At 71.9% G+C, this 25,913-nt stretch carries 19 protein-coding genes and 1 riboswitch; of the genes, 12 read left to right on the forward strand and 7 right to left on the reverse strand.

The features are described from left to right. Positions 1 to 41 precede the first annotated feature (41 nt). On the reverse strand, positions 42 to 1,508 hold the full coding sequence (locus C4J65_RS08390; RefSeq protein ID WP_162833080.1) for an MFS transporter: 1,467 nt from the start codon (positions 1,506 to 1,508) through the stop codon (positions 42 to 44). A 266-nt stretch (positions 1,509 to 1,774) separates the two neighbouring features. Between C4J65_RS08390 and C4J65_RS08395 the strand changes: the two genes are divergently transcribed. The 5 genes from C4J65_RS08395 (at position 1,775) to C4J65_RS08415 (ending at position 6,776) form a co-directional block, all read left to right on the forward strand. After that, on the forward strand, positions 1,775 to 3,532 hold the full coding sequence (locus C4J65_RS08395; RefSeq protein WP_115741839.1) for an MFS transporter: 1,758 nt from the start codon (positions 1,775 to 1,777) through the stop codon (positions 3,530 to 3,532). Positions 3,533 to 3,661: 129 nt separating this feature from the next. After that, the gene (locus C4J65_RS08400; protein WP_115741840.1) at positions 3,662 to 4,330 is read left to right on the forward strand and encodes a class I SAM-dependent methyltransferase; all 669 of its coding nucleotides are present in this window, start codon (positions 3,662 to 3,664) and stop codon (positions 4,328 to 4,330) included. Between the two features lie 22 nt (positions 4,331 to 4,352). Next, on the forward strand, positions 4,353 to 5,339 hold the full coding sequence (locus C4J65_RS08405) for an N-acetylmuramoyl-L-alanine amidase (protein ID WP_115741841.1): 987 nt from the start codon (positions 4,353 to 4,355) through the stop codon (positions 5,337 to 5,339). 158 nt (positions 5,340 to 5,497) lie between these two features. Continuing rightward, positions 5,498 to 6,382: a DUF5336 domain-containing protein gene (locus C4J65_RS08410; RefSeq protein ID WP_115741842.1), complete on the forward strand. Its 885-nt coding sequence runs from the start codon at positions 5,498 to 5,500 to the stop codon at positions 6,380 to 6,382. A 100-nt stretch (positions 6,383 to 6,482) separates the two neighbouring features. Further along, complete coding sequence (locus C4J65_RS08415) at positions 6,483 to 6,776, forward strand: hypothetical protein (RefSeq protein WP_115741843.1); 294 nt, start codon at positions 6,483 to 6,485, stop codon at positions 6,774 to 6,776. Positions 6,777 to 6,789: 13 nt separating this feature from the next. On the opposite strand, the gene C4J65_RS08420 is transcribed toward C4J65_RS08415, so the two are convergent. Genes C4J65_RS08420 through C4J65_RS08430 form a run of 3 tightly spaced genes read right to left on the reverse strand, consistent with a single transcriptional unit; the run spans position 6,790 to position 10,105 of the window. Continuing rightward, entirely contained in the window at positions 6,790 to 7,887 is a 1,098-nt protein-coding gene (locus C4J65_RS08420) for a prenyltransferase (protein ID WP_115741844.1), read from the reverse strand. Then, complete coding sequence (locus C4J65_RS08425; RefSeq protein ID WP_115741845.1) at positions 7,884 to 8,618, reverse strand: class I SAM-dependent methyltransferase; 735 nt, start codon at positions 8,616 to 8,618, stop codon at positions 7,884 to 7,886. Before C4J65_RS08425 ends, C4J65_RS08420 begins: the two co-directional genes overlap by 4 nt. Continuing rightward, positions 8,612 to 10,105, reverse strand: coding sequence for a glycosyltransferase family 4 protein (locus tag C4J65_RS08430; protein WP_115741846.1), 1,494 nt, complete (start codon positions 10,103 to 10,105; stop codon positions 8,612 to 8,614). Before C4J65_RS08430 ends, C4J65_RS08425 begins: the two co-directional genes overlap by 7 nt. 202 nt (positions 10,106 to 10,307) lie before the next feature. On the opposite strand from C4J65_RS08430, the gene C4J65_RS08435 reads away from it, so the two are divergent. Further along, on the forward strand, positions 10,308 to 10,970 hold the full coding sequence (locus C4J65_RS08435; protein WP_115741847.1) for a TetR family transcriptional regulator: 663 nt from the start codon (positions 10,308 to 10,310) through the stop codon (positions 10,968 to 10,970). Between the two features lie 12 nt (positions 10,971 to 10,982). Here C4J65_RS08435 and C4J65_RS08440 read toward each other — a convergent pair whose 3' ends face one another. Continuing rightward, positions 10,983 to 11,654 carry a phosphotransferase gene (locus tag C4J65_RS08440; protein WP_115741848.1) on the reverse strand — a complete coding sequence of 224 codons (672 nt, stop codon included), beginning with the start codon at positions 11,652 to 11,654 and terminating at the stop codon, positions 10,983 to 10,985. A gap of 101 nt (positions 11,655 to 11,755) precedes the next feature. Continuing rightward, positions 11,756 to 11,847, forward strand: a riboswitch (cobalamin riboswitch). Positions 11,848 to 11,976: 129 nt separating this feature from the next. Here C4J65_RS08440 and C4J65_RS08445 point away from each other — a divergent pair. The 6 genes from C4J65_RS08445 to C4J65_RS08470 all read left to right on the forward strand — a co-directional run bounded on the left by C4J65_RS08445 (position 11,977) and on the right by C4J65_RS08470 (position 18,272). Further along, the gene (locus C4J65_RS08445; protein ID WP_115741849.1) at positions 11,977 to 13,236 is read left to right on the forward strand and encodes a prenyltransferase/squalene oxidase repeat-containing protein; all 1,260 of its coding nucleotides are present in this window, start codon (positions 11,977 to 11,979) and stop codon (positions 13,234 to 13,236) included. Next, a complete protein-coding gene (locus tag C4J65_RS08450; protein WP_115741850.1) occupies positions 13,233 to 13,892 on the forward strand; it encodes an SCO2322 family protein in 660 nt (219 codons plus the stop codon). Before C4J65_RS08445 ends, C4J65_RS08450 begins: the two co-directional genes overlap by 4 nt. A 34-nt stretch (positions 13,893 to 13,926) precedes the next feature. After that, positions 13,927 to 15,078 carry an energy-coupling factor transporter transmembrane component T gene (locus C4J65_RS08455; protein ID WP_115741851.1) on the forward strand — a complete coding sequence of 384 codons (1,152 nt, stop codon included), beginning with the start codon at positions 13,927 to 13,929 and terminating at the stop codon, positions 15,076 to 15,078. Then, positions 15,075 to 16,766 (forward strand): ABC transporter ATP-binding protein, encoded by a 1,692-nt coding sequence (locus C4J65_RS08460; protein ID WP_115741852.1) that lies wholly within the window; start codon positions 15,075 to 15,077, stop codon positions 16,764 to 16,766. Before C4J65_RS08455 ends, C4J65_RS08460 begins: the two co-directional genes overlap by 4 nt. Continuing rightward, positions 16,763 to 17,614: an ECF transporter S component gene (locus tag C4J65_RS08465; RefSeq protein WP_115741853.1), complete on the forward strand. Its 852-nt coding sequence runs from the start codon at positions 16,763 to 16,765 to the stop codon at positions 17,612 to 17,614. Before C4J65_RS08460 ends, C4J65_RS08465 begins: the two co-directional genes overlap by 4 nt. Positions 17,615 to 17,858: 244 nt before the next feature. Further along, positions 17,859 to 18,272, forward strand: coding sequence for a lytic transglycosylase domain-containing protein (locus tag C4J65_RS08470; RefSeq protein WP_115741854.1), 414 nt, complete (start codon positions 17,859 to 17,861; stop codon positions 18,270 to 18,272). 152 nt (positions 18,273 to 18,424) lie between these two features. Here C4J65_RS08470 and C4J65_RS08475 read toward each other — a convergent pair whose 3' ends face one another. Then, on the reverse strand, positions 18,425 to 18,847 hold the full coding sequence (locus C4J65_RS08475; protein WP_115741855.1) for a CPCC family cysteine-rich protein: 423 nt from the start codon (positions 18,845 to 18,847) through the stop codon (positions 18,425 to 18,427). Beyond that, positions 18,844 to 25,824, reverse strand: coding sequence for an RHS repeat-associated core domain-containing protein (locus C4J65_RS08480; protein ID WP_240330387.1), 6,981 nt, complete (start codon positions 25,822 to 25,824; stop codon positions 18,844 to 18,846). The genes C4J65_RS08475 and C4J65_RS08480 overlap by 4 nt, the downstream gene beginning before the upstream one ends. Positions 25,825 to 25,913: the final 89 nt, after the last annotated feature.

Genomic DNA, 25,913 nt, shown 5'->3' on the forward strand with positions numbered 1-25,913 from the left:
CTGCACCGACCCGGTGACAGAGAAGTGTGCCCTTGGGGCGCTCAGTCCGTGCTGTGGGCCTTCGGCTCGGGCTTCGGGCGGCCTGCCGGGAGCCAGGTCCACATCAGGAGGGCGGCGGCGACCAGGACCACCGCCGCCGTGCGGAAGACCAGCGCGTAGCCGTCCGTCAGGGCCACCGGGCCCGCGTCCTCGCCCCCGGCCCGGGTGGCCGCGATCGTCGACATCACCGCGAGTCCCAGTGAACCGCCCATCGTCCGGGAGGTGTTGATCAGTCCGGAGACCAGTCCGGCGTCCCCGGGCGCCGCGCCCGAGATGGCCAGCGAGGCCAGCGGGGTCGCCGCGATGCCCGCGCCCAGCATCATCAGCACGCCGGGAATCATGATCGCGGTCAGATAGCCGCCGTCCGCGGTCATCGTCGACTGCCAGCCGAAGCCGACCGCCGCGACGAGCGTGCCGAGCGCGGCAACGTTCCGGGCCCCGAGCACCGGCAGGAACCGCGGGGCCGCCTTCGAGCCGAGGATCACCGCGAGGGAGCTGGGCACCAGGGCCACCCCGGCCTCCAGCGGCGAGTAGCCCAGCACGTTCTGCGCGTACAGGGTCATGAAGAACCACATCGAGAACATCGACGAGCCGGACACCAGCATCGCCACGTTCGCCGACGCCACCGACCGCAGCCGCAGCAGGCCGAGCGGCATCAGCGGCGCCGCCGTCCGCGCCTCGACGAGGAGGAAGAGCCCGAGCAGCGCGAGTCCGGCCGACAGCGGCACCAGGGCCGCCGACGCCGCCCACCCCTCGGACTCGGTCTGCGAGATGCCGTAGGCCAGCGTGGCGAGACCGGCCGTCACCAGCAGCGCGCCCGGCAGGTCGAGCCGGCGCCGCGGGCCGCCCCTGCTCTCGGCCAGCCACAGCGCGGCACCCGCCAGTACGACCGCGCCCACCGGCACGTTGATCAGCAGTACCCAGCGCCAGGACAGCCCGTCCACCAGGGCGCCACCCACCAGACCGCCCGCGGCACCGCCACCCGCGCCCACGGCCGTCCAGGTCGCGATCGCGCGGGCCCGCGCCGCGCCCTCCGGCACCGCGGCGGTGAGGATCGTCAGCGTCGAGGGGGCGAGTACGGCCGCGCCGAGCCCCTGGAGGGCGCGGGCGAGCAGCAGCTGCCAGCCCTCCTGGGCGAGGCCGCCGCCCAGCGAGGCCAGCGTGAAGAGACCGAGCCCGACCAGGAACATCCGCTTGCGCCCGTAGAGGTCGCCGGTCCGCCCGCCGAGCAGCATGAACCCGGCGAAGGCGATGGCGTAGGCGTTGACCACCCACTGGAGCCCCTGGGCGCTCAGGCCGAGGTCGGCCCGCATCGAGGGCAGGGCGACGTTGACGACGGACACGTCGAGCACGACCAGGAACTGTCCGGCGCAGGCGAGCGCCACGACCAGCCAGGTGGGCGGGGTACGGCGCGGGGATATCCGCACGGCGGCGGAGGCGGAGGCGGCGGAACCGGTGGCTTCGAGCATGGGTGTCATGGTCTCAACGCGGGCCTGCCCCTTGCATCGGTATTTCGGCCCCGGACCGGCCTAGGTCTCGCGACCTAGCCTTCCCGCCTCCTCTCCCCTTCCTGCCTCCTCTCCCTCCGGCCCCTCTCTCCTGAACGCCAAGAGAAGGTCAAGAATTAGTTAGGGACTCGAAGCAACGGAATAGTTGCCCGGGCGCACGAGGTTCAGCCTGCACGTATCACGATCACGCACCGCACCCGCCATCTCCGGCCTGGAGGCCCCACCCCATGTCCCACACGACGACCGACGAGCCCGCGCGGCGAGCGAGCGGGGCCACCGTCCCGGTGCTGGCGTTCGCGGGCATCGTCGTCGCGGTGATGCAGACCCTGCTGGTCCCGGTCATCAAGGACCTGCCCCGACTTCTGGACACCTCACCCAGCAACGCCAGCTGGGTCCTGACCTCCACGCTCCTGTCCGGAGCCGTGGCCACGCCGATCATGGGCCGGCTCGGCGACCTGTTCGGCAAGCGCCGCATGCTGATCGCCAGCCTGTCGGTGATGGTCGTCGGCGCGCTGCTCAGCGCGCTCACCGACGCCCTGATCCCGATGATCGTCGGCCGTACGCTCCAGGGCGTCGCGATGGGCGCGATACCCCTCGGCATCGGCCTGATGCGCGACATGCTGCCCCGCGAGCGGCTCGGCTCGGCGATGGCCCTGATGAGTTCCTCGATCGGCGTCGGCGGCGGCCTCGCGCTGCCCGCCGCGGCCCTGGTCGCACAGAACACCGACTGGCACGCCCTGTACTACGGCGCCGCCGGCCTCGGTGTCGTCTCCATCGTCCTGACCCTGCTGGTCGTACCCGAGTCCCCGCTGCGCGCCAAGGGCTCGTTCGACGTACCGGGCGCGATCGGCCTGACCGCCGGTCTGATCCTCTTCCTGCTGCCGATCAGCAAGGGCAGCGACTGGGGCTGGTCGTCACCCACCACGCTCGGCCTGTTCGCCGCCGCCGTCGTGGTGCTGCTCCTGTGGGGCCTGATGGAGCTGCGCGTCGCCGCCCCGCTGGTCGACCTGCGCACCACGGCCCGCCGCGAGGTGCTGCTCACCAACCTCGCCTCGATCATGGTCGGTGTCTCCTTCTTCGTCATCTCCCTCGTCCTGCCGCAGCTCCTCCAGCTGCCCTCGGAGACCGGCTACGGCCTCGGTCAGTCGATGGTCGTCGCGGGTCTGTGCGTGGCCCCGCTGGGCCTGACGATGATGTTCACCGCGCCGGTCTACGCCCGCCTGTCCGCCCGCTACGGCCCGCGCACCACCCTCATCATCGGCCTGGTGATCATCGGGATCGGTTACGCCGGCGGCCTCGGCCTGATGAGCGCCGCCTGGCAGACCGTCGTCACCTCGGTGCTGATCGGCGCGGGCATCGGCCTGGCCTACTCCTCCCTGCCCGCCCTGATCATCGGTGCGGTCCCGGCCTCCGAGACGGGCGCCGCCAACGGCCTCAACACGCTGATGCGGTCCATCGGTACGTCGGTGTCGAGCGCCGTCATCGGCATGGTGCTGGCCAACACGGCGAACGACGTGGGCGGCGTCGCCGTACCCACCCTGCACGGCTTCCGCGTCTCCTTCATGATCGCGGCGGGCGCCGTCGCCGTCGGCCTGGTCCTGGCCTTCTTCCTCCCCCGCCGCACTCCGGCGACGGTCTCGCAGCTGCGCGCGAGCAGCGAGGAGGACGCGAACCTGGCCCGCGCCGAGCAGGCGCTCGCCGGGACCGGGCAGCCGCCGCACGGCTTCCGGGGCCGGGTGCTGGCCGCCGACGGCGCCCCCGTCGCCCGCGCCAAGGTCACCCTGATCGACCGGCACGGACGGCAGGCGGGCGCGACCCTCTCCGCGGGCGACGGCAGCTACGCGCTCGCCGTCCCCGCCCAGGGCCCGTACGTCCTGGCCGCCCGTGCCGCGGGCCACGCCCCGCTGGCCCACGCGGCCACCCACGGCGGTGACCGCCCGGTCGACCTGGACCTGTCCCTGCCGGGCGAGACGGTCCCCGCCTGACCTTCGCCCCGTCCTCCCGGCCCCCGTACCCCCTGTCGCGGCACGCGGCAGGGGGTACGGCAGCATGGGCGCCGGCACACCCCCCGCACCACCCCCGCACCACCCCCGCACGACCACCGAAAGGCCCCCATGACCGCGGCCCCCGCCTCCGCCCCCAGCCCCTCCCCCGAAGTCCTGGCCGCCTTCGAGGCCGCGAAGGGGTTCATGCCCGCGCACGAGGGCCGCGCGCTGTACGCCGCCGCCGTGGAGGCGGGCGGGCTCGGGCTGCCGCTGCTGGAGGTCGGCACGTACTGCGGGCGCTCCACCCTCCTGCTCGCCGACGCGGCCCGCCGGGCCGGGGTCACCGCGCTCACCGTCGACCACCACCGGGGCAGCGAGGAGCAGCAGCCGGGCTGGGACTACCACGACCCCGAGACGGTCGACCCGGAACTGGGCGTGATGGACACCCTGCCCACCTTCCGCCGCACCCTGCACCGGGCCGGTCTGGAAGAGCGGGTGATCGCGCTCGTCGGCCGCTCCCCCCAGGTCGCCGCGGTCTGGAACTCGCCCCTCGGCCTGGTCTTCGTCGACGGCGGCCACACCGACGAGCACGCGAACGCCGACTACGAGGGCTGGGCCCCGCACGTGGCCGACGGCGGCCTGCTGGTCATCCACGACGTCTTCCCGGACCCGGCCGACGAGTTCACCGGCCAGGCCCCGTACCGCGTCCACCTGAGGGCGCTGGCGTCCGGCGCGTTCACCGAGGTCTCCGCGACCGACTCGCTGCGCGTCCTGCGGCGAACCGGCACGGGGATCTGAGGCCCCGGTTAGAGTCGCTGACGTGTCGTACACAGGCCCGGACTTCGAACCTCCCCAGCCCCGCCGCTCCCCGCTGCGCCGCCCGCTGACCGTGGCGGTCGCCGCGCTGGTGCCGGGGGCGCTGCTCGGGTGGGGGGTGTACGCGGCGGTGGGCGGCCCGGACGACGGAGGCGGGAGCGGCGCCGACCGGGCGGGCGCCGTAGGGACGTCGGCGGCACCGTCGTCCTCCGGTGCTCGCGCGTCCGAGGGCGGCGAGGCCAGGAAGCCCGCGGGTTCGTCACCGGCCCCCACGTCGAAGGCGCCGTCGGCGTCCGCCTCCGGACTCCCCGCCTCCGGGCCTCTCAAGGGCAAGGTCGTCGTCATCGACCCCGGCCACAACCCCGCCAACTTCCAGCACGCGTCCGAGATCAACCGCAAGGTGAACGTCGGCACGCACTGGAAGGAGTGCGACACGACGGGCACGGCCACCAACGCGGGCTGGCCCGAGGCGAAGTTCACCCTCGACGTGGCCCACCGGCTGCGCACCCTCCTGGAGGAGCGGGGCGCGACCGTGCGGCTGACGCAGGACGGCGACCGTTCGTTCGGTCCCTGCGTGGACGAGCGGGCCCGGATCGGCAACGAGGCGAAGGCCGACGCCGCGATCTCGATCCACGCCGACGGGTCGGGGGCGGGCAACCGGGGCTTCCACGTGATCATGCCCGGCCCGGTGCACGACGGGGCGGCCGACACCCGCGCGATCGTGGCGCCCTCCGCCGAACTGGGCGAGCGCGTCGCGGGCGCCTTCGTGCGCGTCACGGGCACCGCGCCCTCGAACTACCTCGGCGACGGCACCGGTCTGGTCACGCGCACCGACCTGGGCGGTCTCAATCTGTCAACGGTTCCCAAGGTGTTCATCGAGTGCGGCAACATGCGCGACAGCAAGGACGCGGCCCTGCTGACCAGCGGCAGTTGGCGGCAGAAGGCGGCGCAAGGGATGTCTGAGGGAATCGTGAGTTTCCTGCGCGGGTAGTGATCGGCGTCCCGATCCCTGCGGACAGCCCCGAGGTCCGGACGATAGTGTCGTCCGTACGATGAGGGGCCACCCCCGCGCTTCACACCGGAACCTTTCGGCGCCATCGTGACAGCGACGCCTCTACCGACGACGAGACGACCTACGAAGGACCTGAAGTGAATATCCGCTCGCTCACTCGAGGCGACGGCGTGGTGATCGGAGCAGCGGTGTTGCTGTTGATCGCGTCGTTCCTCGACATCTACTCGATCGACGGTGCGCCGGACAGCGCCGACATTCCCAGCCTGTGGGGCAGCGGCTCGGTCGTGCTCGGTGTCGTCCTGGCGGGCGTCATCGGCGCCGCGCTCGTCGTCGTGAATCGCGCCATGCCGCAGCCCAGGAAGGTGGCCGGTCTCGACCTCGGCCAGTTCGGCATCGCGTTCACGGTCTTCGCCGCGTGGTCCGCGCTCGGCAACATCTTCGACCCGGCGGGCGCCTTCGACAACGACGGGGGTGCGAGCGGCATCGGTGCCGGGACGGGCCTGATCCTCGCTCTCGTCGCCACGCTGGTCATGGCCGCCGCGGCCGTGGCCACACCGCTGCTCCCGGCCCTCAAGGGCACCCTGATCCCGGCCGCCCGTCCGGCCGCGCCGCAGCCCTACGGCGGCCAGCCCCAGGGTGGTTACGGCTACCCGGGCGCCCAGCAGCAGCCGTACGGCGGTCAGCCGGGCCAGCCCGGACAGCCGGGTCAGCCCGGTCCGTCCTTCGGCGGCCAGCCGCAGCCGGGGCAGCCGCAGCCCGGCCAGCCCCAGCCCGGCCAGCCGCAGGCCCCGCAGCAGGCGCAGGCACAGGCGCAGCCGGCCGGGGACTTCTCCCCGTTCTGGTTCGCCGTGCCGGTGCCGCGTCCGCTGTTCGCGGAGGACGGCTCCCCGACGCCGATCGCCGAGCTGGCGCCGGGTACCTGGTACCTGGCCGTCGAGCAGCGCGGCGCCAACCTGGTCGCGCAGACCCAGGACGGGCGCCGCGGCGTCCTCCAGGACACCTCGGGCATCCAGCGCGGCTGACCGGCCCCGCTCGCCTTCACCTCAACGGCCCCTCGCCCACCGGTACTTCCGGGCGAGGGGCCGTAGGTTTCGAACGCGCATTCCGGGCCAGACGGAAGGCATGTCCCCTCGAACGCGCAGTGGCTCCCACTCCGCAGGAACGGCCGTCGCGGTGATCGCGGACATCATGGCCTTCATCCTCGGACTGTGGATCCTGATGTATCTGCTGGACGCCAACCGGGCCAACGACCTGGTGCGGTTCGTCCATGACGCGGCCGACTGGCTGGCCGGCTGGTCGCACGACCTCTTCACCTTCGACGAGGCCTGGGCCCGCGTGGTCGCCGGGTACGGACTCGCGGCGGTCGTCTACCTCTTCGTCGGCCACGCCGTCGCCAACCGCCTCCACCGGGGCTGACGCCGGGCGGCCCTCAGACGCAGCAGTCGGGGTCCAGGCCCCGGGGCAGCCGCTCGCCCGCGAAGACCTGGCAGGTGGCCTCGTGGCCGCCGAGCGCGGCGACGGCCAGGAGCAGGGAACCGGCCGTCCACGCGGTCAGTTCGCGGGGCCAGACCGTCTCGTCCTCGAAGACGTAGCCCGTCCAGTACAGGCCGCTGTCCGGATCCCGCAGGTGCTGGATGGACTGGAGGATCTCCAGGGCGTGGTCGGACTCGCCCACCGCCCACAGGGCGAGCGCGAGTTCGGCCGACTCGCCGCCCGTCACCCACGGGTTGGGGACGACGCAGCGCACGCCGAGGCCCGGGACCACGAAACGGTCCCAGCTCTCCTGGATGCGGGACCTGGCCTCCGTGCCGGTCAGCGCGCCGCCGAGCACCGGGTAGTACCAGTCCATCGAATAGCGGCCCTTGTCCAGGAAGCGCTCCGGGTGGCGGCGGATGGCATGCCGCAGCGCGCCCGCCGCCAACTCCCAGTCGGGCTGCGGCTCTTCGCGCTGCTCGGCGATGGCGAGCGCACAGCGCAGGGCGTGGTGGACGGAGGAACTGCCGGTCAGCAGCGCGTCGGTGGTGTCGGTGCCGTCGTCGCCCCGGCGCCAGCCGATCTGCCCGCCGGGCTGCTGGAGGCGCAGCACGAACTCGACGGCCGCGTGGACGACGGGCCACATCCTGTCCAGGAACACGTCGTCGCCGGTGGCGAGGTAGTGGTGCCAGACGCCGACCGCGACGTACGCGACGAAGTTGGTCTCCCGCCCTCGGTCGGTGACGTCGGCGAAGTCCCCGTCGGCGTAGGCGGCGTACCAGGAGCCGTCCTGGTTCTGGTGCCGGGCCAGCCACGCGTAGGCCCGCTCGGCGGCCTCGTGCTCGTCGGCCGTGTCCAGGGCCATCGCGGCCTCGACGTGGTCCCACGGGTCGAGGTGGTGCCCGCGGAACCACGGGATGGCGCCGTCCTCGCGCTGGACGGCGAGGATGCCCCGGACGGTCGCGGCGGCCTCGTCGGCGGTGAGGACGCCGGGCAGGACGAGGTGTTCGGTACGCGGGGTGCGGGGTGTGCCGGGGGTGCGGGGCGCGGTCACGCGGCGTCCACCGTCGGCAGGTGCGGCTTGGTCGCGTAGGCGACGAAGCTCTTGCCGATCAGCGGGTTCAGCGCCTGCTCGGCGACCCGCGTCGCCAGCGGCTTCTTCATGATGTCCCACACCAGCAGCTTGTGGTACGCCCGCACCGGCAGCGCCTTGTCGTTGTCGACACCGAACGCGCACTTCAGCCACCAGTACGGCGAGTGCAGCGCGTGCGCGTGGTGGGTGCCGTACGGCTTGAGTCCGGCCTCGCGGATGCGGGCGAGGAGCTGGTCGGCCCGGTAGATGCGGATGTGGCCGCCCTCGACCTCGTGGTAGGCGTCGGAGAGGGTCCAGCAGACCTTCTCGGGGCCGTAGCGCGGCACGGTGATCGCGATGCGTCCGCCGGGCTTGAGGACGCGGACCATCTCGGCGAGGACGCCCTTGTCGTCGGGGATGTGCTCCATCACCTCGGAGATGATGACGACGTCGAAGGACTCGTCGGGGAAGGGCAGGGCGAGCGCGTCGCCCTCCATGGCGGTGGCGGTGGCGCCGGCCGGGGCCTCACCGGCCTCCTCCATCGCCGCGAACCACTTGGCGACCTCGCGGATTTCCTCCGCGTTCTGGTCCAGCGCGACGACCTGGGCCCCGCGCCGGTAGCACTCGAACGCGTGCCGGCCGGCGCCGCAGCCGAGGTCCAGGACGCGATCGCCGGGGGCGAGCGGGAACCGGGAGAAGTCGACGGTCAGCACGTGGCCCTGCTTTCGGGATAGACGCCGGTGTCACTGGTGGTCGGGGCCGGGGCTGGGGCCGGGGTCGGTTTCTGGCCCGCGGGCACGGCCCCCGGGGCACTCGCGACGCTCGGCGCACTCCCGGCGCTGGGGGTGCTCGTACTCGTGTCCGTTCTCGTGCTCGTGCTCGTGCCGGGGGGACGGTGGCCGATGGCCTCGCGGTAGCGGGCGACGGTGCCCTCGGCGGCGCGGGCCCAGGTGAAGTGGCGCAGCACACGCTCCCGTCCGGCGGCGCCGAGCCTGGCCCGCAGTTCGCGGTCGCCGAGCAGCCGGTTCAGCCCGGCGGCCAGCGCGTCCGCGTCGCCCGGCGGCACCGCGAGGCAGGTCTCCCCGTCGGGTCCGGCGACCTCGGGGACGGCCCCGCCGGTGGTGGCGAGCAGTGCCGTGCCGGTCGCCATGGCCTCGGCGGCGGGCAGCGAGAACCCCTCGTACAGCGAGGGCACGCACGCGACCTCGGCGGACCGCACGAGGTCGACCAGTTCGGCGTCCGAGATGCCCTTGACGAACTCGACGGCGTCTTCGAGGCCGTACCGCTCGACCGCCTGGGCGACGGGCCCCTCGGCGGGCCGCTTGCCGACGACGACGAGGTGGGCCCGCGGATGTTCCGTACGCGCCTTGGCCAGCGCCTCGACGAGGAAGACGAGGCCCTTGAGCGGTACGTCCGCGCTGGACGTCGTCACGATCCGGCCCGGCACCCGCGGCACCGACGGGTCGGGCGAGAACAGGTCGGTGTCGGCACCGATGTGGACGACGTGGATGCGGTCGCCCCCTACGCCGAGGTGGTCGACGATCTCCTGGCGGGAGGTGCCGGAGACGGTGAGCACGGCGGGCAGGCGGCGGGCGACGCGCTTCTGCATCCGGGTGAAGGCGTACCAGCGGCGCACGGAGTAACGGCGCTTGCGGCTGTCGGCGGCGTCCAGCTCCAGCTGCCGGTCGACGGTGATGGGGTGGTGGATGGTGGTGACAAGCGGCGCGCCCACGTCGCCCAAAAGCCCGTACCCGAGGGTCTGGTTGTCGTGCACGACGTCGAAGTCGCCGCGGCGGGCCCGCAGATGGCGGCGGGCGCGCAGCGAGAAGGTGAGGGGCTCGGGGAAGCCGCCGGTCCACATCGTGCCGACCTCGAGCGCGTCGATCCAGTCCCGGTACTCGCCTCCCTTCGGGGTGCGGAAGGGGTCGGGCTGGCGGTAGAGGTCGAGGCTGGGCAGCTCGGTGAGCGAGAGCCGGTCGCCGACGAGGGGCCCGTCGTCCAGGACGGGGTACGGCTGGGAGCCGATGACCTCGACGCGGTGGCCGAGGCGGGCCAGTTCGCGGGAGAGGTGGCGGACGTAGACGCCCTGGCCGCCGCAGAACGGGTTCCCCTTGTAGGTGAGGAGGGCGATGCGCAGCGGTGGCAAGCCGTCGGCGGCTGGCTCCGGACGGGGACCCGTCTGACTGGCCTCGGCGGTCACTCTGGGCCCCCTCCTCACTGCGCTGTCCCGCGACACTACGTCGGGAGGTTAATCTAGAACAAGTTTCAGACTTGATCGTCAGAGGCTCCGAATCTACCGGCAGGTAGAGACCCTGTGCCGAGTGGATCAGGTGATTCACGCCACGGCGCGGCACACGGTCGCACGGGCTCGGGGGATCCGGACGCGGGACCCGGGGAGGTAGGTGACCAAGGTGGACAACCCGGTGGCGAAGGCGCCCGGTTCGGCGCACCGCTCCACCGCCCCGCCCCTCACCGAGCGCCAGCGGGAGCGCCGCCGCCGCATCCTGCACGCGACCGCCCAGCTGGCCTGCCGGGGCGGCTTCGAGGCGGTGCAGATGCGGGAGGTCGCGGAGTCCTCGCAGGTGGCCCTCGGCACGCTGTACCGGTACTTCCCGTCCAAGGTGCATCTGCTGGTCGCGACGATGCACGACCAGCTGGAGCGGTTGCACGGCACCCTGCGCAAGAGCCCGCCCACCGGCGAGACGGCCGCGGACCGGGTGGCGCAGACCCTGATGCGGGCCTTCGGCGCGTTGCAGCGCGAGCCGCGGCTGGCCGAGGCGATGGCCCGCGCCCTGACCTTCGCCGACCGCAGCGTCTCCCCGGAGGTCGACCAGGTCTCCCGGCAGACCACGGCGATCATCCTGGACGCGATGGGCGGCCTGGCGAACCCGACGCCCGCGCAGCTGTCGGCGGTCCGGGTCGTCGAGCACACCTGGCTCTCGACCCTGATCACCTGGCTGGCCGGCCGCACCTCCCTCGCCCAGGTGCGGGTGGACATCGAGACGGTGTGCCGGCTGATCGACCTGACGGAGGCCGGGACCGGAGAGGCGGCGGAGCGCCCCTGAGCGCCCCGCCGTTCAGTCCAGGCGGGAGCGGATCAGCGCCTCCGCGACGGGCAGCAGCTCCACCTCGTCCCGGCTCATGGTCGGGTTGGCCGCCCGGCGCCGCAGCGCCTCGGCGAGACCGTCCGGCGTGAGCGCACGGGGATCGGCGAGCAGCGCGGCCAGCGCGCCCTGGACGGGCCCGGACGTCGGTCCGCCGGCGGCCGCCACCTGGGCGAGGATCACCGCGGACATGCCCCAGTCCAGTCCGGGATCGCCCTCCTCGGTGTTCGACCAGTCGATCACCCGGGGCCCGTCCGCCGTGAGGATCACGTTGTCCGGGTGCAGGTCCAGGTGGAGAACGCGCGCGCCCGGGTCGGCGGAGCGGTACGCGGGTACCCGGTGCAGGCGTCGCAGCAGCCCGGCGAGCATGCCGCCCACCTCCTGGGGCGTCAACGCCCCGTCCTGCCAAGCCCGCAGCATCGTCGGCCCGGTCAGTCGCTCCATGACCAGGTCCGTGCGCGGGGACTCCGTGGTCCCGGGCCACACCCGTGGCACGGGGTAGCCGTGCCTCCGCACGTGTTCCATCACCGCGCCCTCGGCCACCGCGTCCCCGACGCCCTCCCGGTCGCGCCGCAGCACCCGTCCCGCGTCCGCCTCGTACACGTCGGCCGAACGCCCCGCCCCGATCAGTCTCCCCGTCCGCATGCCCGGGAACGTATCGCCCGGCCGCCGCTCCCGTCCCCGGCCGCCCCTCGGCCCGGACCCCGGGGACGGGTAAAGTGGCGGCGTCGTCATCACCCGTACGGGGGGAAGCCGGTGCAATTCCGGCGCTGACCCGCAACCGTGAGCCGCCCGCCGAGCCTCCCCCGAGGCTCCCGGACGGTGAGCCGGACTGCCCCGCACGGATGTGACCGGCTCACGTGCCCGGCGCCCGCCGGCGCACGGGCACCGTCGAGGCATACGGGGCCGAGCCGCCGGGGGTGCCCCGTGCTGCCGGACCCCGCACAGGGAAAGGCACCCGCCGATCATGAACGTCCGCCGTCGCAGCAGCGCCGCGGCTCTGGCCGCCATAGCCGTGATCGGCGCCGCCACCGCGCCCGCGGTCGCCGCCGATCCGTCGCCGTCCTCCGCCCCGTCCAAGACCGCACCCGCCGGGCTGTACGGGAGCACCGACCCCCAGTACGACGGTGTCTGGCGCCAGTCCCTCGCGCTGCTCGCGCAGGACACGGCGGGCGTGGTCCCGTCCTCGACGGCCGTGAAGTGGCTCACGGACCAGCAGTGCGCGAACGGCGCCTTCGCCCCGTTCCGCGCCGACCCGGCCAAGGCCTGCGACGCCAAGACGCCGGTCGACACCAACAACACGGCCGCCGCCGTCCAGGCCCTGTGGGCCGTCGGCGGGCACGGCGACGTGATCGAGGAAGCCCTCGGCTGGCTGAAGTCCGTACAGAACGAGGACGGCGGCTGGGGCTACGTCCCCGGCACCCCCAGCGACGCCAACTCCACCTCCGTCGTCATCGGGGCGCTGGCGGCCACGGAGACGAACCCCGAGGACGTCGAGAAGGGCGGCAAGTCCCCCTACGACGCCCTGCTGACGTTCGCCCTGCCCTGCGCGAAGGACAAGGGCGCGGGCGCCTTCGCCTTCCAGCCGGACAAGGACGGCAAGCTGCTCCCCAACGCGGACGCGACCGCCGCGGGTGTCCTCGGCGCGCTCGGCGAGGGCCTGGTCGCCGAGGCGGGCAAGAAGACCGGTGCCGCGTCCTGTGCCGACGCGGACCAGCCCGACCGCGGGCGCGCCGCCGCCAACGCCGCCGCGTATCTCACCGACACGCTCGCCAAGGACGGCCACCTCGTCTCCGCCCTCGGCGGCTCCGCCGACCAGCCCGACTACGGCAACACCGCCGACGCGGTCGTCGCCCTCGCCGCACAGGGCGGCGCGGACAAGGTGGCCGAGCCGCTGGCCTGGCTGAAGAAGAACGCCGCGAAGTGGGCCGGGGAGAGCGGTCCGGCCGCCTACGCCCAGCTGATCTTCGCCGCCCACGCCACGGGCACCGACCCGCGTGAATTCGGCGGCACGGACCTGGTCGCGAAGCTGAACGCGACGGGACCCGCTCCGCAGGGCACGACGGCCAAGGACACCGCGACCGCGAACGACGACGAGAAGACGAAGGACGAGAAGAACGACGACGACTCCCCCTTCGGCGTCTGGTGGTTCGTCGGCGTCTGCCTGCTCTTCGGCGTCGGCATCGGCTTCCTGCTCAGCAACCGCAACAAGAAGCAGCAGCCGTGACGCCCCGCCGCCTCGTCCCTCTGCTCCTGGCCGCGTTCCTGCTGATCGGGACCGCGGGCCAGGCGCAGGCCGCCGGTTACCGCTACTGGTCCTTCTGGGACCGCGACGGCGCGCAGTGGGTCTACGCCACCCAGGGGCCGTCCATGGCCCACCCCTCCGACGGAGACGTCCAGGGCTTCCGCTTCGCGGTGAGCGAGAACTCGGGCGACGCGGCCCAGCCGCGCGGCACGGCGGACTTCGCGTCGATCTGCGCGAAGACCCCGGCCGAGGACGGCACCAAGCGGGTGGCACTGGTCCTCGACTTCGGCACGGCCCCCGACGCCCCGTCCGGCGAGACCCCGCCCGCCCCGCGCACGGCCTGCGCCCAGGTCTCCCCCGACGCGACCACGGCCGACGCCCTGGCCGCCGTCGCAGACCCCCTCCGCTACAACACCAACGCCCTGCTGTGCGCGATAGCGGGCTACCCGAAGTCGGGCTGCGGCGAACAGGTGTCGCAGCGGGAGAACCGGACGACCACGGCAGCCCCGGAGGCAACGGCTGACCAGGGAGACGAGAACGGCCCGTCGATCGGCCTTTACGCGGGCATAGCGGTGGTGGCAGCCCTGGCAGGCGCGGCAACCTGGCAAGCAAGGCGGCGCAGGAATGCAACCCGCTGAGACTGCGGGCAATCGTGCCGCTGGGGCGGCACGGGTGGGCGCAGGCGGCACCCTGTCAGCGCCGGGAAGCGCCCGCACCCCCGCCCGCCACCAGCGCCGGGGCGCCCTGCACCCCGGCGCCTGGTGGCTCTGGGCGCTAACCCTCGGCACCGCCGCCACCCGCACCACCAACCCCCTCCTCCTCACCCTCCTCATCACCGTCTCCGCGTACGTCGTGGTCACCCGCCGCCCCCACGCCCCCTGGTCCCGCTCCTACGGCGCCTTCGTCAAGCTCGCCCTCGCCGTCCTCCTCATCCGCCTCCTCTTCACCACCCTCCTCGGCTCCCCCATCCCCGGCACCCACACCCTCCTCACCCTCCCCGAAGTCCCCCTCCCCGACTGGGCGCAGGGCATCCGCCTCGGCGGCCGGGTCACCGCGGAGGGCCTCACCTTCGCGCTGTACGACGCGATGAAGCTGGCCACCCTGCTCATCTGCGTCGGCGCCGCGAACGCCCTCGCCAACCCCTCCCGCCTCCTCAAGTCCCTCCCCGGCGCCCTGTACGAGATGGGCGTCGCCGTCGTCGTGGCCCTCACCTTCGCGCCAAACCTCATCGCCGACGTCCAGCGCCTGCGCGCCGCCCGCCGCCTGCGCGGCCGCCCGGACCGCGGCATACGGGGCCTGCTCCAGGTGGGGCTCCCCGTCCTGGAGGGCGCCCTGGAGCGCTCCGTCGCCCTCGCCGCCGCGATGGACGCCCGCGGCTACGGCCGTACCGCACACGTACCGGCCCCCGTCCGCCGTACCACCGCCGCCCTCACGCTCGGCGGCCTGCTCGGCGTCTGCGCGGGGACGTACGGGCTGCTGACCGCCGCGGGCGGCACGTACGGCATCCCCGTACTCCTGGCCGGTGTCGCCGCCGCGGTCGCGGGCCTGTGGCTCGGCGGCCGTCGCACGGTCCGCACCCGGTACCGCCCCGACCGCTGGGACGCCCGCGCCTGGCTGGTCACCGCGTCCGGCGCGACGGTCGCCGCGCTGCTCTTCCTCGCCGCCGCCCGCGACCCGGCGGCGCTGCACCCGGGCGTGGTCCCGCTGGAGGCTCCGACCCTCCCCCTATGGCCGGCGGCGGCCGTACTCGTCGGCCTGCTCCCGGCGTTCATCACCCCCGCACCCGAGCCCACCGTGAAGACCGCCGTGAAGGAGCCGTCGTGATCCGCTTCGAGGACGTGTCGGTCACGTACGACGGCGCCACCGAACCCTCCGTCCGGGCCGTGGACTTCGAGGTCCCGGAGGGCGAACTGGTCCTGCTCGCCGGCCCCTCCGGCGTCGGCAAGTCCACCGTCCTCGGCGCGGTCGGCGGCCTGGTCCCGCACTTCACCGGCGGCACCCTGCGCGGCCGGGTCACCGTGGCCGGGCGGGACACCCGCACCCACAAGCCGCGCGAACTCGCCGACGTGGTGGGCACGGTCGGCCAGGACCCGCTCTCCCACTTCGTGACGGACACCGTCGAGGACGAACTGGCCTACGGCATGGAGTCGTTGGGACTGCCCCCCGACGTGATGCGCCGCCGCGTCGAAGAGACCCTCGACCTGCTGGGCCTCTCCGACCTGCGCTCCCGCCCCATCGCGACCCTCTCCGGCGGCCAGCAGCAGCGGGTCGCCATCGGCTCGGTCCTCACCCCGCACCCGGAGGTCCTGGTCCTGGACGAGCCGACCTCCGCGCTGGACCCGGCCGCCGCCGAGGAGGTGCTGGCGGTCCTCCAGCGCCTGGTCCACGACCTCGGTACGACGGTCCTGATGGCCGAGCACCGTCTGGAGCGGGTGATCCAGTACGCCGACCAGGTCGTCCTGCTCCCGGCCCCCGGCGAGGCGCCCGTCATCGGCGCCCCGGCGGAGGTGATGGCGGCGTCCCCCGTGTATCCGCCGGTGGTGGGCCTGGGCAGGCTGGCGGGCTGGTCCCCGCTGCCGCTGACGATCCGGGACGCCCGCCGCCGGGCCGCGCCCCTGCGCGAGCGCCTGGCCGACCGGGAGATCCCGGACCACACCGCGTCACCGTCCGCCACGCTTCCCGCGCCACCCGCCCCGCGCCCCGTCACCTCCCGTTGGCGCCGCCGCGGGAAGCACCCGGAGACTCCCCCGGCGCCCACCCCGTACGCCGCCGAGGTCCGCTCCCTCGCCGTGCGCCGCGACCGCGTCCAGGCGCTGCGCCACGTCGATCTGACGGTCTCCCCCGGCGAGACGGTCGCCCTGATGGGCCGCAACGGCGCCGGGAAGTCGACCCTGCTGTCGGCGCTCGTCGGCCTGGTCGAGCCGTCGGCCGGTTCGGTCCGGGCCGGGGACGCGGTACCGCACCGCACGGCCCCCCGCGACCTCGTACGCCGGGTCGGCCTGGTCCCGCAGGAGCCGCGCGACCTGCTGTACGCCGACACGGTCGCCGCCGAGTGCGCGGCCGCCGACCGGGACGCGGACGCGGCCCCCGGCACCTGCCGCGCGCTGCTGTCGGAGCTGCTCCCCGGCATCACGGACGACACCCACCCCCGCGACCTCTCGGAGGGCCAGCGCCTCACCCTCGCCCTGTCCGTCGTCCTGACCGCCCGCCCTCCCCTCCTCCTCCTGGACGAGCCGACCCGCGGCCTGGACTACGCGGCGAAGGCCCGGCTGGCCGGCATCCTGCGCGGTCTGGCCGCCGAGGGCCACGCGATCGTGCTGGCCACACACGACGTGGAACTGGCCGCCGAGCTGGCCCACCGCGTCGTACTCCTCGCCGAGGGCGAGGTGATCGCCGACGGCCCGGCGGCGGACGTGGTGGTGGCCTCCCCGTCCTACGCCCCGCAGGTCGCGAAGGTACTGGCGCCGCGCAAGTGGCTGACGGTGGCCCAGGTACGGGAGGCCCTGGCATGACCGGCCGCACCCCTCCCCAACGCCAGGCCCGCGCCGTGCGCCTCGGCCCCCGCTCGGTCGCCGCCCTCGTGCTGGTCAGCGCGGTGGGCGTGGCGGGCTTCGGCTGGCCCTTCCTGGCCCCGCCGGACGCGTCGCTGAACGCGCACACCCAGGACGCGCCGTGGCTGTTCGCGGGCCTGCTGGTCCTGCTGGTGGCGGTGGTGGCGGCGACGATCTCGGAATCGGGTCTCGGCCCCAAGGCGGTGGCCATGCTCGGCGTCCTGGCGGCGGCGGGCGCGGCATTGCGCCCCATCGGCGCGGGGACGGCCGGCCTGGAGCCGATGTTCTTCCTCATGGTCCTCAGCGGCCGGGTCCTGGGCCCTGGCTTCGGCTTCGTCCTCGGCTCGGTCACGATGTTCGCGTCCGCGCTGCTCACGGGCGGGGTCGGTCCGTGGATGCCGTTCCAGATGCTGGCGATGGGCTGGTTCACGATGGGCGCGGGCCTGCTGCCGGGCCCCGACCGCCTGCGCGGCCGCGCGGAGCTCCTCATGCTGGCGGCCTACGGCTTCCTGGCGGCCTTCGCCTACGGCACGGTGATGAACCTGGCGGGCTGGACCTTCATGAACACCCTCGCCTCGAACATCGCCTTCGACCCGGACGCGTCGATCGCGGACAACCTGGCCCGCTTCCTCGCCTACTGCCTGGCGACGTCGCTGGGCTGGGACGGGGGCCGCGCCGCCATGACGGTCGTCCTGACCCTCGCCCTCGGCACCCCGGTCCTGAAGGCACTGCGCCGCGCGACCCGCAGGGCGGCCTTCGAGACACCGGTCACGTTCGAGAAGGGCGACGGGGTGAGCCGCCCCACGTGAGCCGCTTCACCCACGAAGCGGCTTCGTAGGTGCGGGCGGCCCGGCGGACGGGCCGTACGGCCCGCGGCTGGGGCACCCCCTCCCGCATCTACGACCACGCTTAGCAAAGCGACGATTACGGACGACTGCCCCGCCTGCTTCTCTGAACCGGTCGCCAGGCGCCGAAGCCCTCCCGGGCAGCGGCGCCGACGCATGCCGGGCCGGTGTGCGCCGACGCCCCTGTCCCCGAAGAAAGGGCCCTCCGTTGACCGCCGCTTCCCTCCTCCGTTCCGTCGCCACCCCGAAGAAGGCCCTCGCGGGCGCCGCCGTGGCCGCGGCCACCTGCGGCTCGCTGATCGCCGCCGGCCCCGCCCAGGCCGCGACGCCGGCCTCCTGGGCGCAGGCGACCGCGAAGAAGATGATCGGCGACTCGGCCGAGTTCCAGTGCTTCTCGAAGATCGTCGACCACGAGAGCGACTGGGACATCCACGCCAGCAACGCCTCCAGCGGCGCGTACAGCCTGGTCCAGGCCCTGCCGGGCTCGAAGATGGCCTCGGCGGGCGACGACTGGAAGACCAACGCGGCGACCCAGATCGAGTGGGGCCTGGACTACATGAAGTACCGCTACGGCAGCGCCTGCGACGCGTGGAGCTTCTGGCAGTCCAACGGCTGGTACTGACCCGACCCGCTCTCTCACGCCGAAGGCGGCGACCCCCTGATCCCTGGGGGCCGCCGCCTTCTGGTGTGCGGTTGTGTCTCCTGTCATGTGCCCGGCGTCAGGGGGCCAGGCCCAACACATTCAGACCGCGGCACCTTCACTCAAAGGCGTGCTCAACCCCCTTGGCGATTCTCGCCGGACCGGCAGGCGTCGCCCCTCGACCGCCTCCAAAACGTCGGCCGCCACCAATAGAGCACGCTCCGATCCTCGGGCCACGGTTCGTCCTGTACGGCCACTTCCTCAAAGCGGTCGACAGCAAGGTCGATTGGCCGGAAACCCTCGTCCACCGGCTCGTCCACCGCCGGCTCGCGAACTTTGTTCGTGAAGCGCTCTTCGCTTGCCCGGACCGTCATGTACGCCCGCTGGGAATCGACGAGGGAGAACTTGTTCGCTCCACCGGTAAGCAGCGGCCATCGAAGTTGCGTCACATCGTCTTCCCAGAAGCAGACGGGACAGACGAGAGACGATCCAGTCGGACCCTCGTGCACGAGGTGCCCGCAGCAGGGGCATGGCGATCGATCAGCGGACGAGATCATGGGATCAGAGCTCCGGGCTGATTATTGAAGTGGGCCATTGGGTTCTCCGGCCTGTAGTAGGTGACGATCCCCTTGTCGCTCGCAATCCCGAATTCACCCGATCCCGGATCCAGGAAGTACCGCGTGTTCCCGTCCCGCTTGATCAGTACACCCGGCCTGCGACCGTCACATACGCACATCAGATCCTCTGCCGCATAACCATATTCCGCCTGACTGTCGAATCCCATTTCTTCGCCGTGCCGCTCGAAGTGGTCATCCAGGTTCCTCTTGCTCGTCCACTTCTCCACCCCGCAACCGACATTGTGCACGAGCACCGGCGCCTTGCCGGCCAGCACGTAGTAGGTGTGCAGATCGGCGACGCTGAGGTTGTACATGTCGGCCGAGCCGGGGCGGTTCCTGACATCGGTGACCGAGACGTGGGCGTCCGCGGCGGTGCTGAGCAGATGCCCCGCCTTCAGGTCGGCGGCTCGGACCCAGGCGTGGAGGGTGTCGTCCCAGAAGGGGTGGCGCGAGGTCGCCTGAATCGTCGACGTCTCACCGTCGGCGGTGCGCACGGTGACGTCGACGAGGTCGTTGTCGCGGTGCACGATGAGCGCCGTGACCGTTCTCGAACCCTCGCGGTCACCGGTGCGGGGGTCGCCCGTGGCGACCTTGTCGCCCTCCTCGATCTCCCCGATGGGCTTGGTCTCTCCCGATTCCAGCAGCACCGGCGTGGCGGGGTCGAAGCTGCAGGCCTCTCTCAGCAGCAGAGCGACCGCGCTCTCCTCCGCTTCGGCGGCGACGGAGCGTGAAGCCCCCCGGGCCAACAGGGACTTGCCGGTGGATCCGAAGGCCATGGTGGCCACGGTGATGATGTCGGAGACGATCGCTTCACCACAGTCGCCTCGACCCGTCAGGCAGTGCCAGGTGGCTTTCACGCCCCACGGGTCGTTCGCGCTGCTGTGCGGGTCGCTCAGCACACCTGCGCGTGCCGCCGTGTCACAGAAGCCCTGTACCGTGGGTGTGGACGTCCTGTTCTCGCACTTGCGATCCGCCCACTTGGTCAGCATCTGGTTGTACGTGGCGGATTTGGGGTAGCCGCCGGCGAGCCCCATGGCTCGGAGTTCCTTCTCCGGAGGAATCCGGATGCCGTCGACGACCGGCTGCCCGTCAGGGGCGTACGTCGTCGCCGTGGTGTTGGTCCCGCCCGTGCCTCCCGTCCCGCTGTCGCTGTCCGGGACTTGGTGCTGGTCGGTGATACCGCCGTTTCCGCCGGGCCCGCACTCGTTCCAACCGCCCACGCAGTCGGCCAACCTGGTGCCGGTGGGGTCGGACAGGGTGGTGGGGTTGTTCGCGGCGTAGCTGTAGCCGTTGAGCGTCTGGGCCTTGCCGGCTTCGAGCAGGGGATCGACGCTGACGAACTGACCGATGCTCGGGTCGTATTCACGGGCGTCGACGTGGGTGAGGCCGGTGTTGGTGTCCCGGGTCTTGCCGAGGAAGCCCTTGTCGTTGGGCCAGGGCCCGTACTGCGTCGTTCCCCGGTCCTCGCCGAAGGGTGTGGTGTAGCGCTTGCTGAGCCGCTGGTCGGCTCGGTCGACACTCAGGTTCGAAGTGCCGTGGTGGTCGCTGACGAGGAAGGTGACCTTGTCCGTGCCGGTCTGGTTGGAGCGCATGGCCACGGTGAGGTCGACGGCCGCATAGTTGCGCTGTGCCCAGGTGGTGCCGTTGGCGCGGAGGTGCAGTTCCGTCGCGCCGGCGTAAAGGACGCGTTCTCCGTCCTCGGTGGCGCGGATGAGAAGGGTACCGTCGGCACCGTAGACGTAGTCGGTGGACTGGTCGTCCTCGGTGAGGCGGGTGAGCCTGCCCTCCTCGGACCAGGTCAGGTTCTGCCGTGCGTCCACGGCGACGCCCGGACGTCCGGTGGTGTTGCCGAGGCTGTCGTAGGTGTAGATGCGCTCGGGCGCGGCGCAGTCGGTCTTGGTGGTGGTGCCGGACAGCGTGTGGGGCTGATCCGTGTTGGTGTAACAGTAGATGGTCTTGCTCGCCGTGCCGTCGGTGTGCCCCGTCTCCGTGGTGCGCTGACCGGCGGTGTTGTAGGTGTAGCTGGTCCAGTACGGGGCCGGTCCCGACTGCGAGCCGGCGCCGGGGACGTCGGCACACTTCTGGGAGGCGGGGGTCCAGGCCTCGGTCAGACGCCGGTGGGCGTCGTAGGTGAAGCACTGGGTCTCGGCGCTGCTGGTGCCACCGAGGGTGGTGGGGTCGGCGATGGACGTGACGTTGCCGGCCTGGTCGTAGCCGTAGTGCAGGTCCTGCAGCTGGTAGGGATGGGTCTCGTCCTGGGTGTAACTGCGGGTCAGACGCCCCGTACCCGCCTCAAAGGTGTTGGCCACGTAGACACTGTCCTCGCCGGTGCCCAGCGTCAGCATCTGCGGTTCGGCCAGGGCCGAGTAGTCGACATCGGTCAGGTAGGTACCGATGTCGGTGAGGTTGCCCAGGGGGTTGTAGTTGTAGCCGATGGTTTCGGCGGCCAGGCCGCCGAGCGCGGGGTCCTTGGTCTGCTTCAGCGTGCCGTCGGTGTTGAAGTGGGACTCGAACGCCAGCGTCGCGGGCTGGCCGGCCTCGACGAACGGGTCGCTGTCCGGCAACCGCAGTTCGGTACCGGTGGGGCGGCCCATGGTGTCGTACGCCGTTACCGCCTGGGTGTAGGCGGCGCCGGCCTTGCCGCCGAGGTAGCGGGTGGAGTCGGTGGGCAGGCCCTTGAGGAGGGTGTCGTAGGTGTAGCCGGTGAGCTGATTGCCGTCCGTCTTCGAGCCCGCCCAGGTACCGGTGGGACGACCCAGTTCGTCGTAGGCGTTCAGGACCGACTTCCCTCGGGAGTCGATGACCTTGACGATCTGGTCGAGTGCGTTGTACTCGGTGGTCGTCCGACCCTTGTCCGGGTCGTCGGCACTGGTCTGACGGCCGAAGAGGTCGTAGCCGTACGACCACTTCGCACCGTCCGGGCCGGTGATCGTCCGCTGCTTGCCGCCCGCCGTGTAAGTGAACTTCGTCGAGGTGTAGGAGGTGTCGGGGCCGGTGCCGAAGTCCGCGTCGGCCGGACTCTCACCGGCGTAGTCACGGGACTCGATCGTAAGACCGCGGACATCTGTGATCGTGCGCTGCGCCGAACCGCCGTCCAAAGCGGTCGTGGCCGTGGAGTCACCGGTGTAGCTCGCGCTGGTGGCCCACTTCTTCACGCCACCGACGTACAACGTACTGGTGGTCGGGCGACCCGCGCCGTCGAAGACGACCTCCGTCTGGGTGGGGGCACGGCCGAACTCGGCGCGCGTGTAGGTGCCGTTGGGAGCGCTGGCGCTGTCGAACATGTCGGCGAAGGTTTCGTAGGCCAGACCGCGGGTGTCGTAGTGCGTGTCCGTCAGCAGCCGACCGCCCTGCGGTGTCGGCGCCTGCTTCTGCAGAGGGCGCAGCAGGGAGTCGTACACGGTGTAACTGGTGCTGTAGCTACCGTCGTTGGTGAGAGTGGCGGTGGACACCCAGGACGGTTTGGCCTTGTCGATGTGGTAGGTGAACTTGACGTTCGCACTCTGGCTGGCGCTGGAGCGGTTGGGCAGCCATACCTCGGTGAGCCGGCCGAGCGCGTCGTAGTGCTGCTCGGTCTTCTTGAGATTGATGTCGTAGCTGCGCTCCACCTGCCCACGACGCGGGTCGAGGAAGTTGACCGCTCGATACCCCTTCGGGTCGGTCGAGGTCGTCTTGGTCAGGGGCCCCGTGTCGGCGGGCGTGTAGGCGGTGGAAGTCTTGTGCCCTGCAGTATCCGTGACGGTGAGGGAACGGCCCAGGGCGTCGTACGTCGTGGTGGTGCTGGTTTGCCAGCCGGACGTCAGACGCTCTCCGTCGCTCCCGGCCGTCGCGGCGTAGCCGGTGGCGCGGCCGGTCCAGGTGGGCTCGCCCTTGGTGGGCTTCTGCGTGGCCTGCCAGGTAGTGGTTCCCGCCTTGTCATAGACGGTGGCGATGTCGGCGAGGACGTCACCAGGAGTGGCGCTGGTCGCGGGCAGGTTCAGGGCCGAATCCGTGACCGAGCACTGCTTGGCCACGGTGCGGGTGCGGGAGACCAGGCTGGTGATGCCCAGGTCGGGGTTGCGGGCGTACCAGGTGCGCGTGCAGGTCTCGTCGCCCCCCAGGCCCGCCTGTCCCCAGTCGTCGGCGGCGTACACCATGCCGAGGTCGTCGTACTTCTGGCCGGTGGTCCGGGTACGCCAGGTCTTGGAGCCGGTGAGGTAGGTGCTGGTGTAGGTGGAGGAGTTGCGCACCCACAGGGCGGCGTGGTCGGCGGCGTCGGGGACGGTCTGGGTTGCGGTGTTCTTGTAGGTGTAGTTCTTGAAGACGCTGCTGATGGGCTGGCTGCCGTTGTAGGTTACCTGCTGGCGCAGTGCTCCCTTGTACCGGTCGCTGTCGGCGGCGGCGGAGAAGTCGACGTCCGTGTCGAGCAGCGGGGGCACGGTGACGGACTTGGTGGTGCCGTCCTTCTTCTTGTCGCCGTGCATGCCCTGCATGTACAGCGAGACGGTCTTGGACCGGGTCTCGCCGACCCTGCCGGTGTAGGCGGTGACCTGACGGTAGCCGCGCCAGTCCGACCAGGTCCGCTCGTCCTTGGAAGTGAACGGGTCGTCGTTGTAGTGCCAGGCCGCACCGCTGTAGGAGTAGGCGTACTCCACCGCGGGGTTGATGGCCTGCGCGTCATGCGCCCCGACCGCGGTCACCCGGTACTTGTGGAACCAGTCGATCGCCGCGTCCTCGGCACCGTTGATGTGCCAGTACTGCGGGAAGCAGGAGCGGGTGTTGGTGTCCGGCGCCGCGTTCAGGACCTCGCTGCGCACGCACTCCGGCGCGGACAGCGTAACCTCCGTGATCCCCCCGGTCTCCGAGGTGATGGTGGAGATTCGCGGCCGGGTGAGTGGCAGGATGTCGTCGGTGGCGTCGACCCGATTGGGTCGCATCTGGTAGGTGAACGCGACCGGGTCGACCGTGATGGCCGTGTCGCCCGCCTTCGCCACGCGCTTGAGCGAGGTCAGGGTCAGCACCTGGTCGGAGCTGTCACCGATGTCGCCGCCGTCCAGGTACTTCTGGGTCAGGTCCCAGGAGTCCACCGGGTCGTAGGCACTGCTGCTGGCGTTGTAGGAGAAGGTATCAATGCCGGTCAGGCGCTTGCGGGTGAAGAAGGATGGGCCGGCTGCGTCGCACTCGTCGTCGTCCTTGGAACAGATCGCGTCGAACGGCACGTCCGGCCAGTTGTCCGCCGTGTCCTCGGTCAGGCTGTCGCAGTCCGAGGAGGTGCAGCGCTCCACATAGGAGAAGGTGACCTTGGCGTCCGGCTTGTCGGTGAACAGGGCGCCCTTGCGCAGACCGTACTCGATACGGTTCAGGTAACCGCCCCGGGTGTAGCCGGTACTGGCTTTGTCCGCCTTGTTCTTCTTGTAGTAGTTCGATTCCTTGGTGTACCAGTACGTCGCCGCGTTGCCGTGGGTGTCCTCGACGTAGTCGAGGTTCCAGCGCCAGGCCTGGACCAAGTCGCGGTCGGCGAATGCGTTTCCGCCGCCGTAGCCGGGTTCACCCGAGTCGTCGCCGAAGACCGGAGCCGTCCAGGTGGAGTTGGTGCGCTGGTCACCGGCACCCTCGAGCTTGTTCTTGCCGAACACGTACTTGGTGCCGTCACCGGTGACGACGGTCCAGTACTCGCCGTTGTCGTCCCCGTTGTCCGCCCCGGTGGACCGCGTCACCTTCGAGGCGTCGTCGTCCGCCAGATGCCAGACGCCGCTGTCATCGTCCTTGACCAGACGGGTCGACTTGCCGTTCAGGACCAGGCTCGCGTTGTCGTACTTCCAGCACTGGTCGTAGACCTCGTCGTGACCGTCCTCGTCGCACGAGCCGTAGGCGCGGGTGATGTAGGACTCCGTGAGGGCGAAACCCTCACCCACCGACGTGGTCTGGTTGTTCGTCGTCGCCGTGCGGCCGTCCACACTGCCCGAGTCGTACGACAACGACAACGGCGGCACCGGACCGGCCGCGGCCGGCGGCATCGTGAAGTCGTAGGACCACGTGAACGAACCCGAACTGCCCCCCGCCTGCCAGGACGAGGACTCCGCCAGCTTCGTCGCCGAGTAGTCACCGGCGCCCTTGGGAGACTGCCCCGAACCCGCCGCCGCGGCCGTGACCGCCAGCACCGTCGCCCCGGAGGACGCGGCACTGCCCGCTTCCCCCAACAACTGAGTCGAGGTCCCGCCCGAAGTCTCCCCCAGCGAGACCGTCGCCGAGACCGTCTGGTCGTTGAGGTCGTTGGCCAAGGAGGCCAGCGGCGTCTGCTTGCGGCACTCCTCCTTCTCCGGAGTCGTCAGCGCACACGCCGGCAGCCGCACCAGCCGCAGCCGCTGCGACCAGCCGCCACCGATCGCCGAGGCGAAGCCTCCGTAGTCCACGCGCACGTTCGCCGTGCCGGCGCCTTCCGCCTCGGCCGTCAGCAGCACGCCGGTGACGCCTGCCCTGCGGGCCGCCTTCTGGTCCAGCACCGTGACCCGGGCCTCGCCCGACGCCACGGCCGACGCTTTCGACCCGGCCGCCGGGCTCAGCGTCACCGGGACACCTGCCGGCTTGCCCGTGCCGTCCGCCTTCGGCTTCAGCGGTACCTTCGCCGTGCCCCCGCCTGGCCAGTCCGCGTCGCGTTCGGCCGTCGCCCGCTTCGCCTGCTCCGCGTTGGTCTTCCCTTCCTCGGCGACCTTCGCCCGCGCCTTCTTCGCCCCGTCCGCGTCGAACGGCTTCACCTTGGTCACCAGGGATTCGGGCACGTCGGGACGGCCCAGCCCGTCCTGCTCCACGGCCTGTGCCACCTGCGCCAGCCCCGTGGGCACGATCAACGCCAGGGCCAACGACTGCGCCAGCAATCGCCCCGTACGGTGCCGGGTGCCTCCACCCCATCGCCTTGAGGTGCCTATGCCAAGTGCCATGGTTCTTGTCCCACCCAGTTCCCTTGTGTGAAGCAGAAGGCCCGGACACCGTGTGTCCGTTCGCCGCGGTGTCCGCCCGCGCCGGGGGT

It is taken from the genome of Streptomyces sp. CB09001 (assembly GCF_003369795.1).
Lineage (GTDB): Bacteria > Actinomycetota > Actinomycetes > Streptomycetales > Streptomycetaceae > Streptomyces.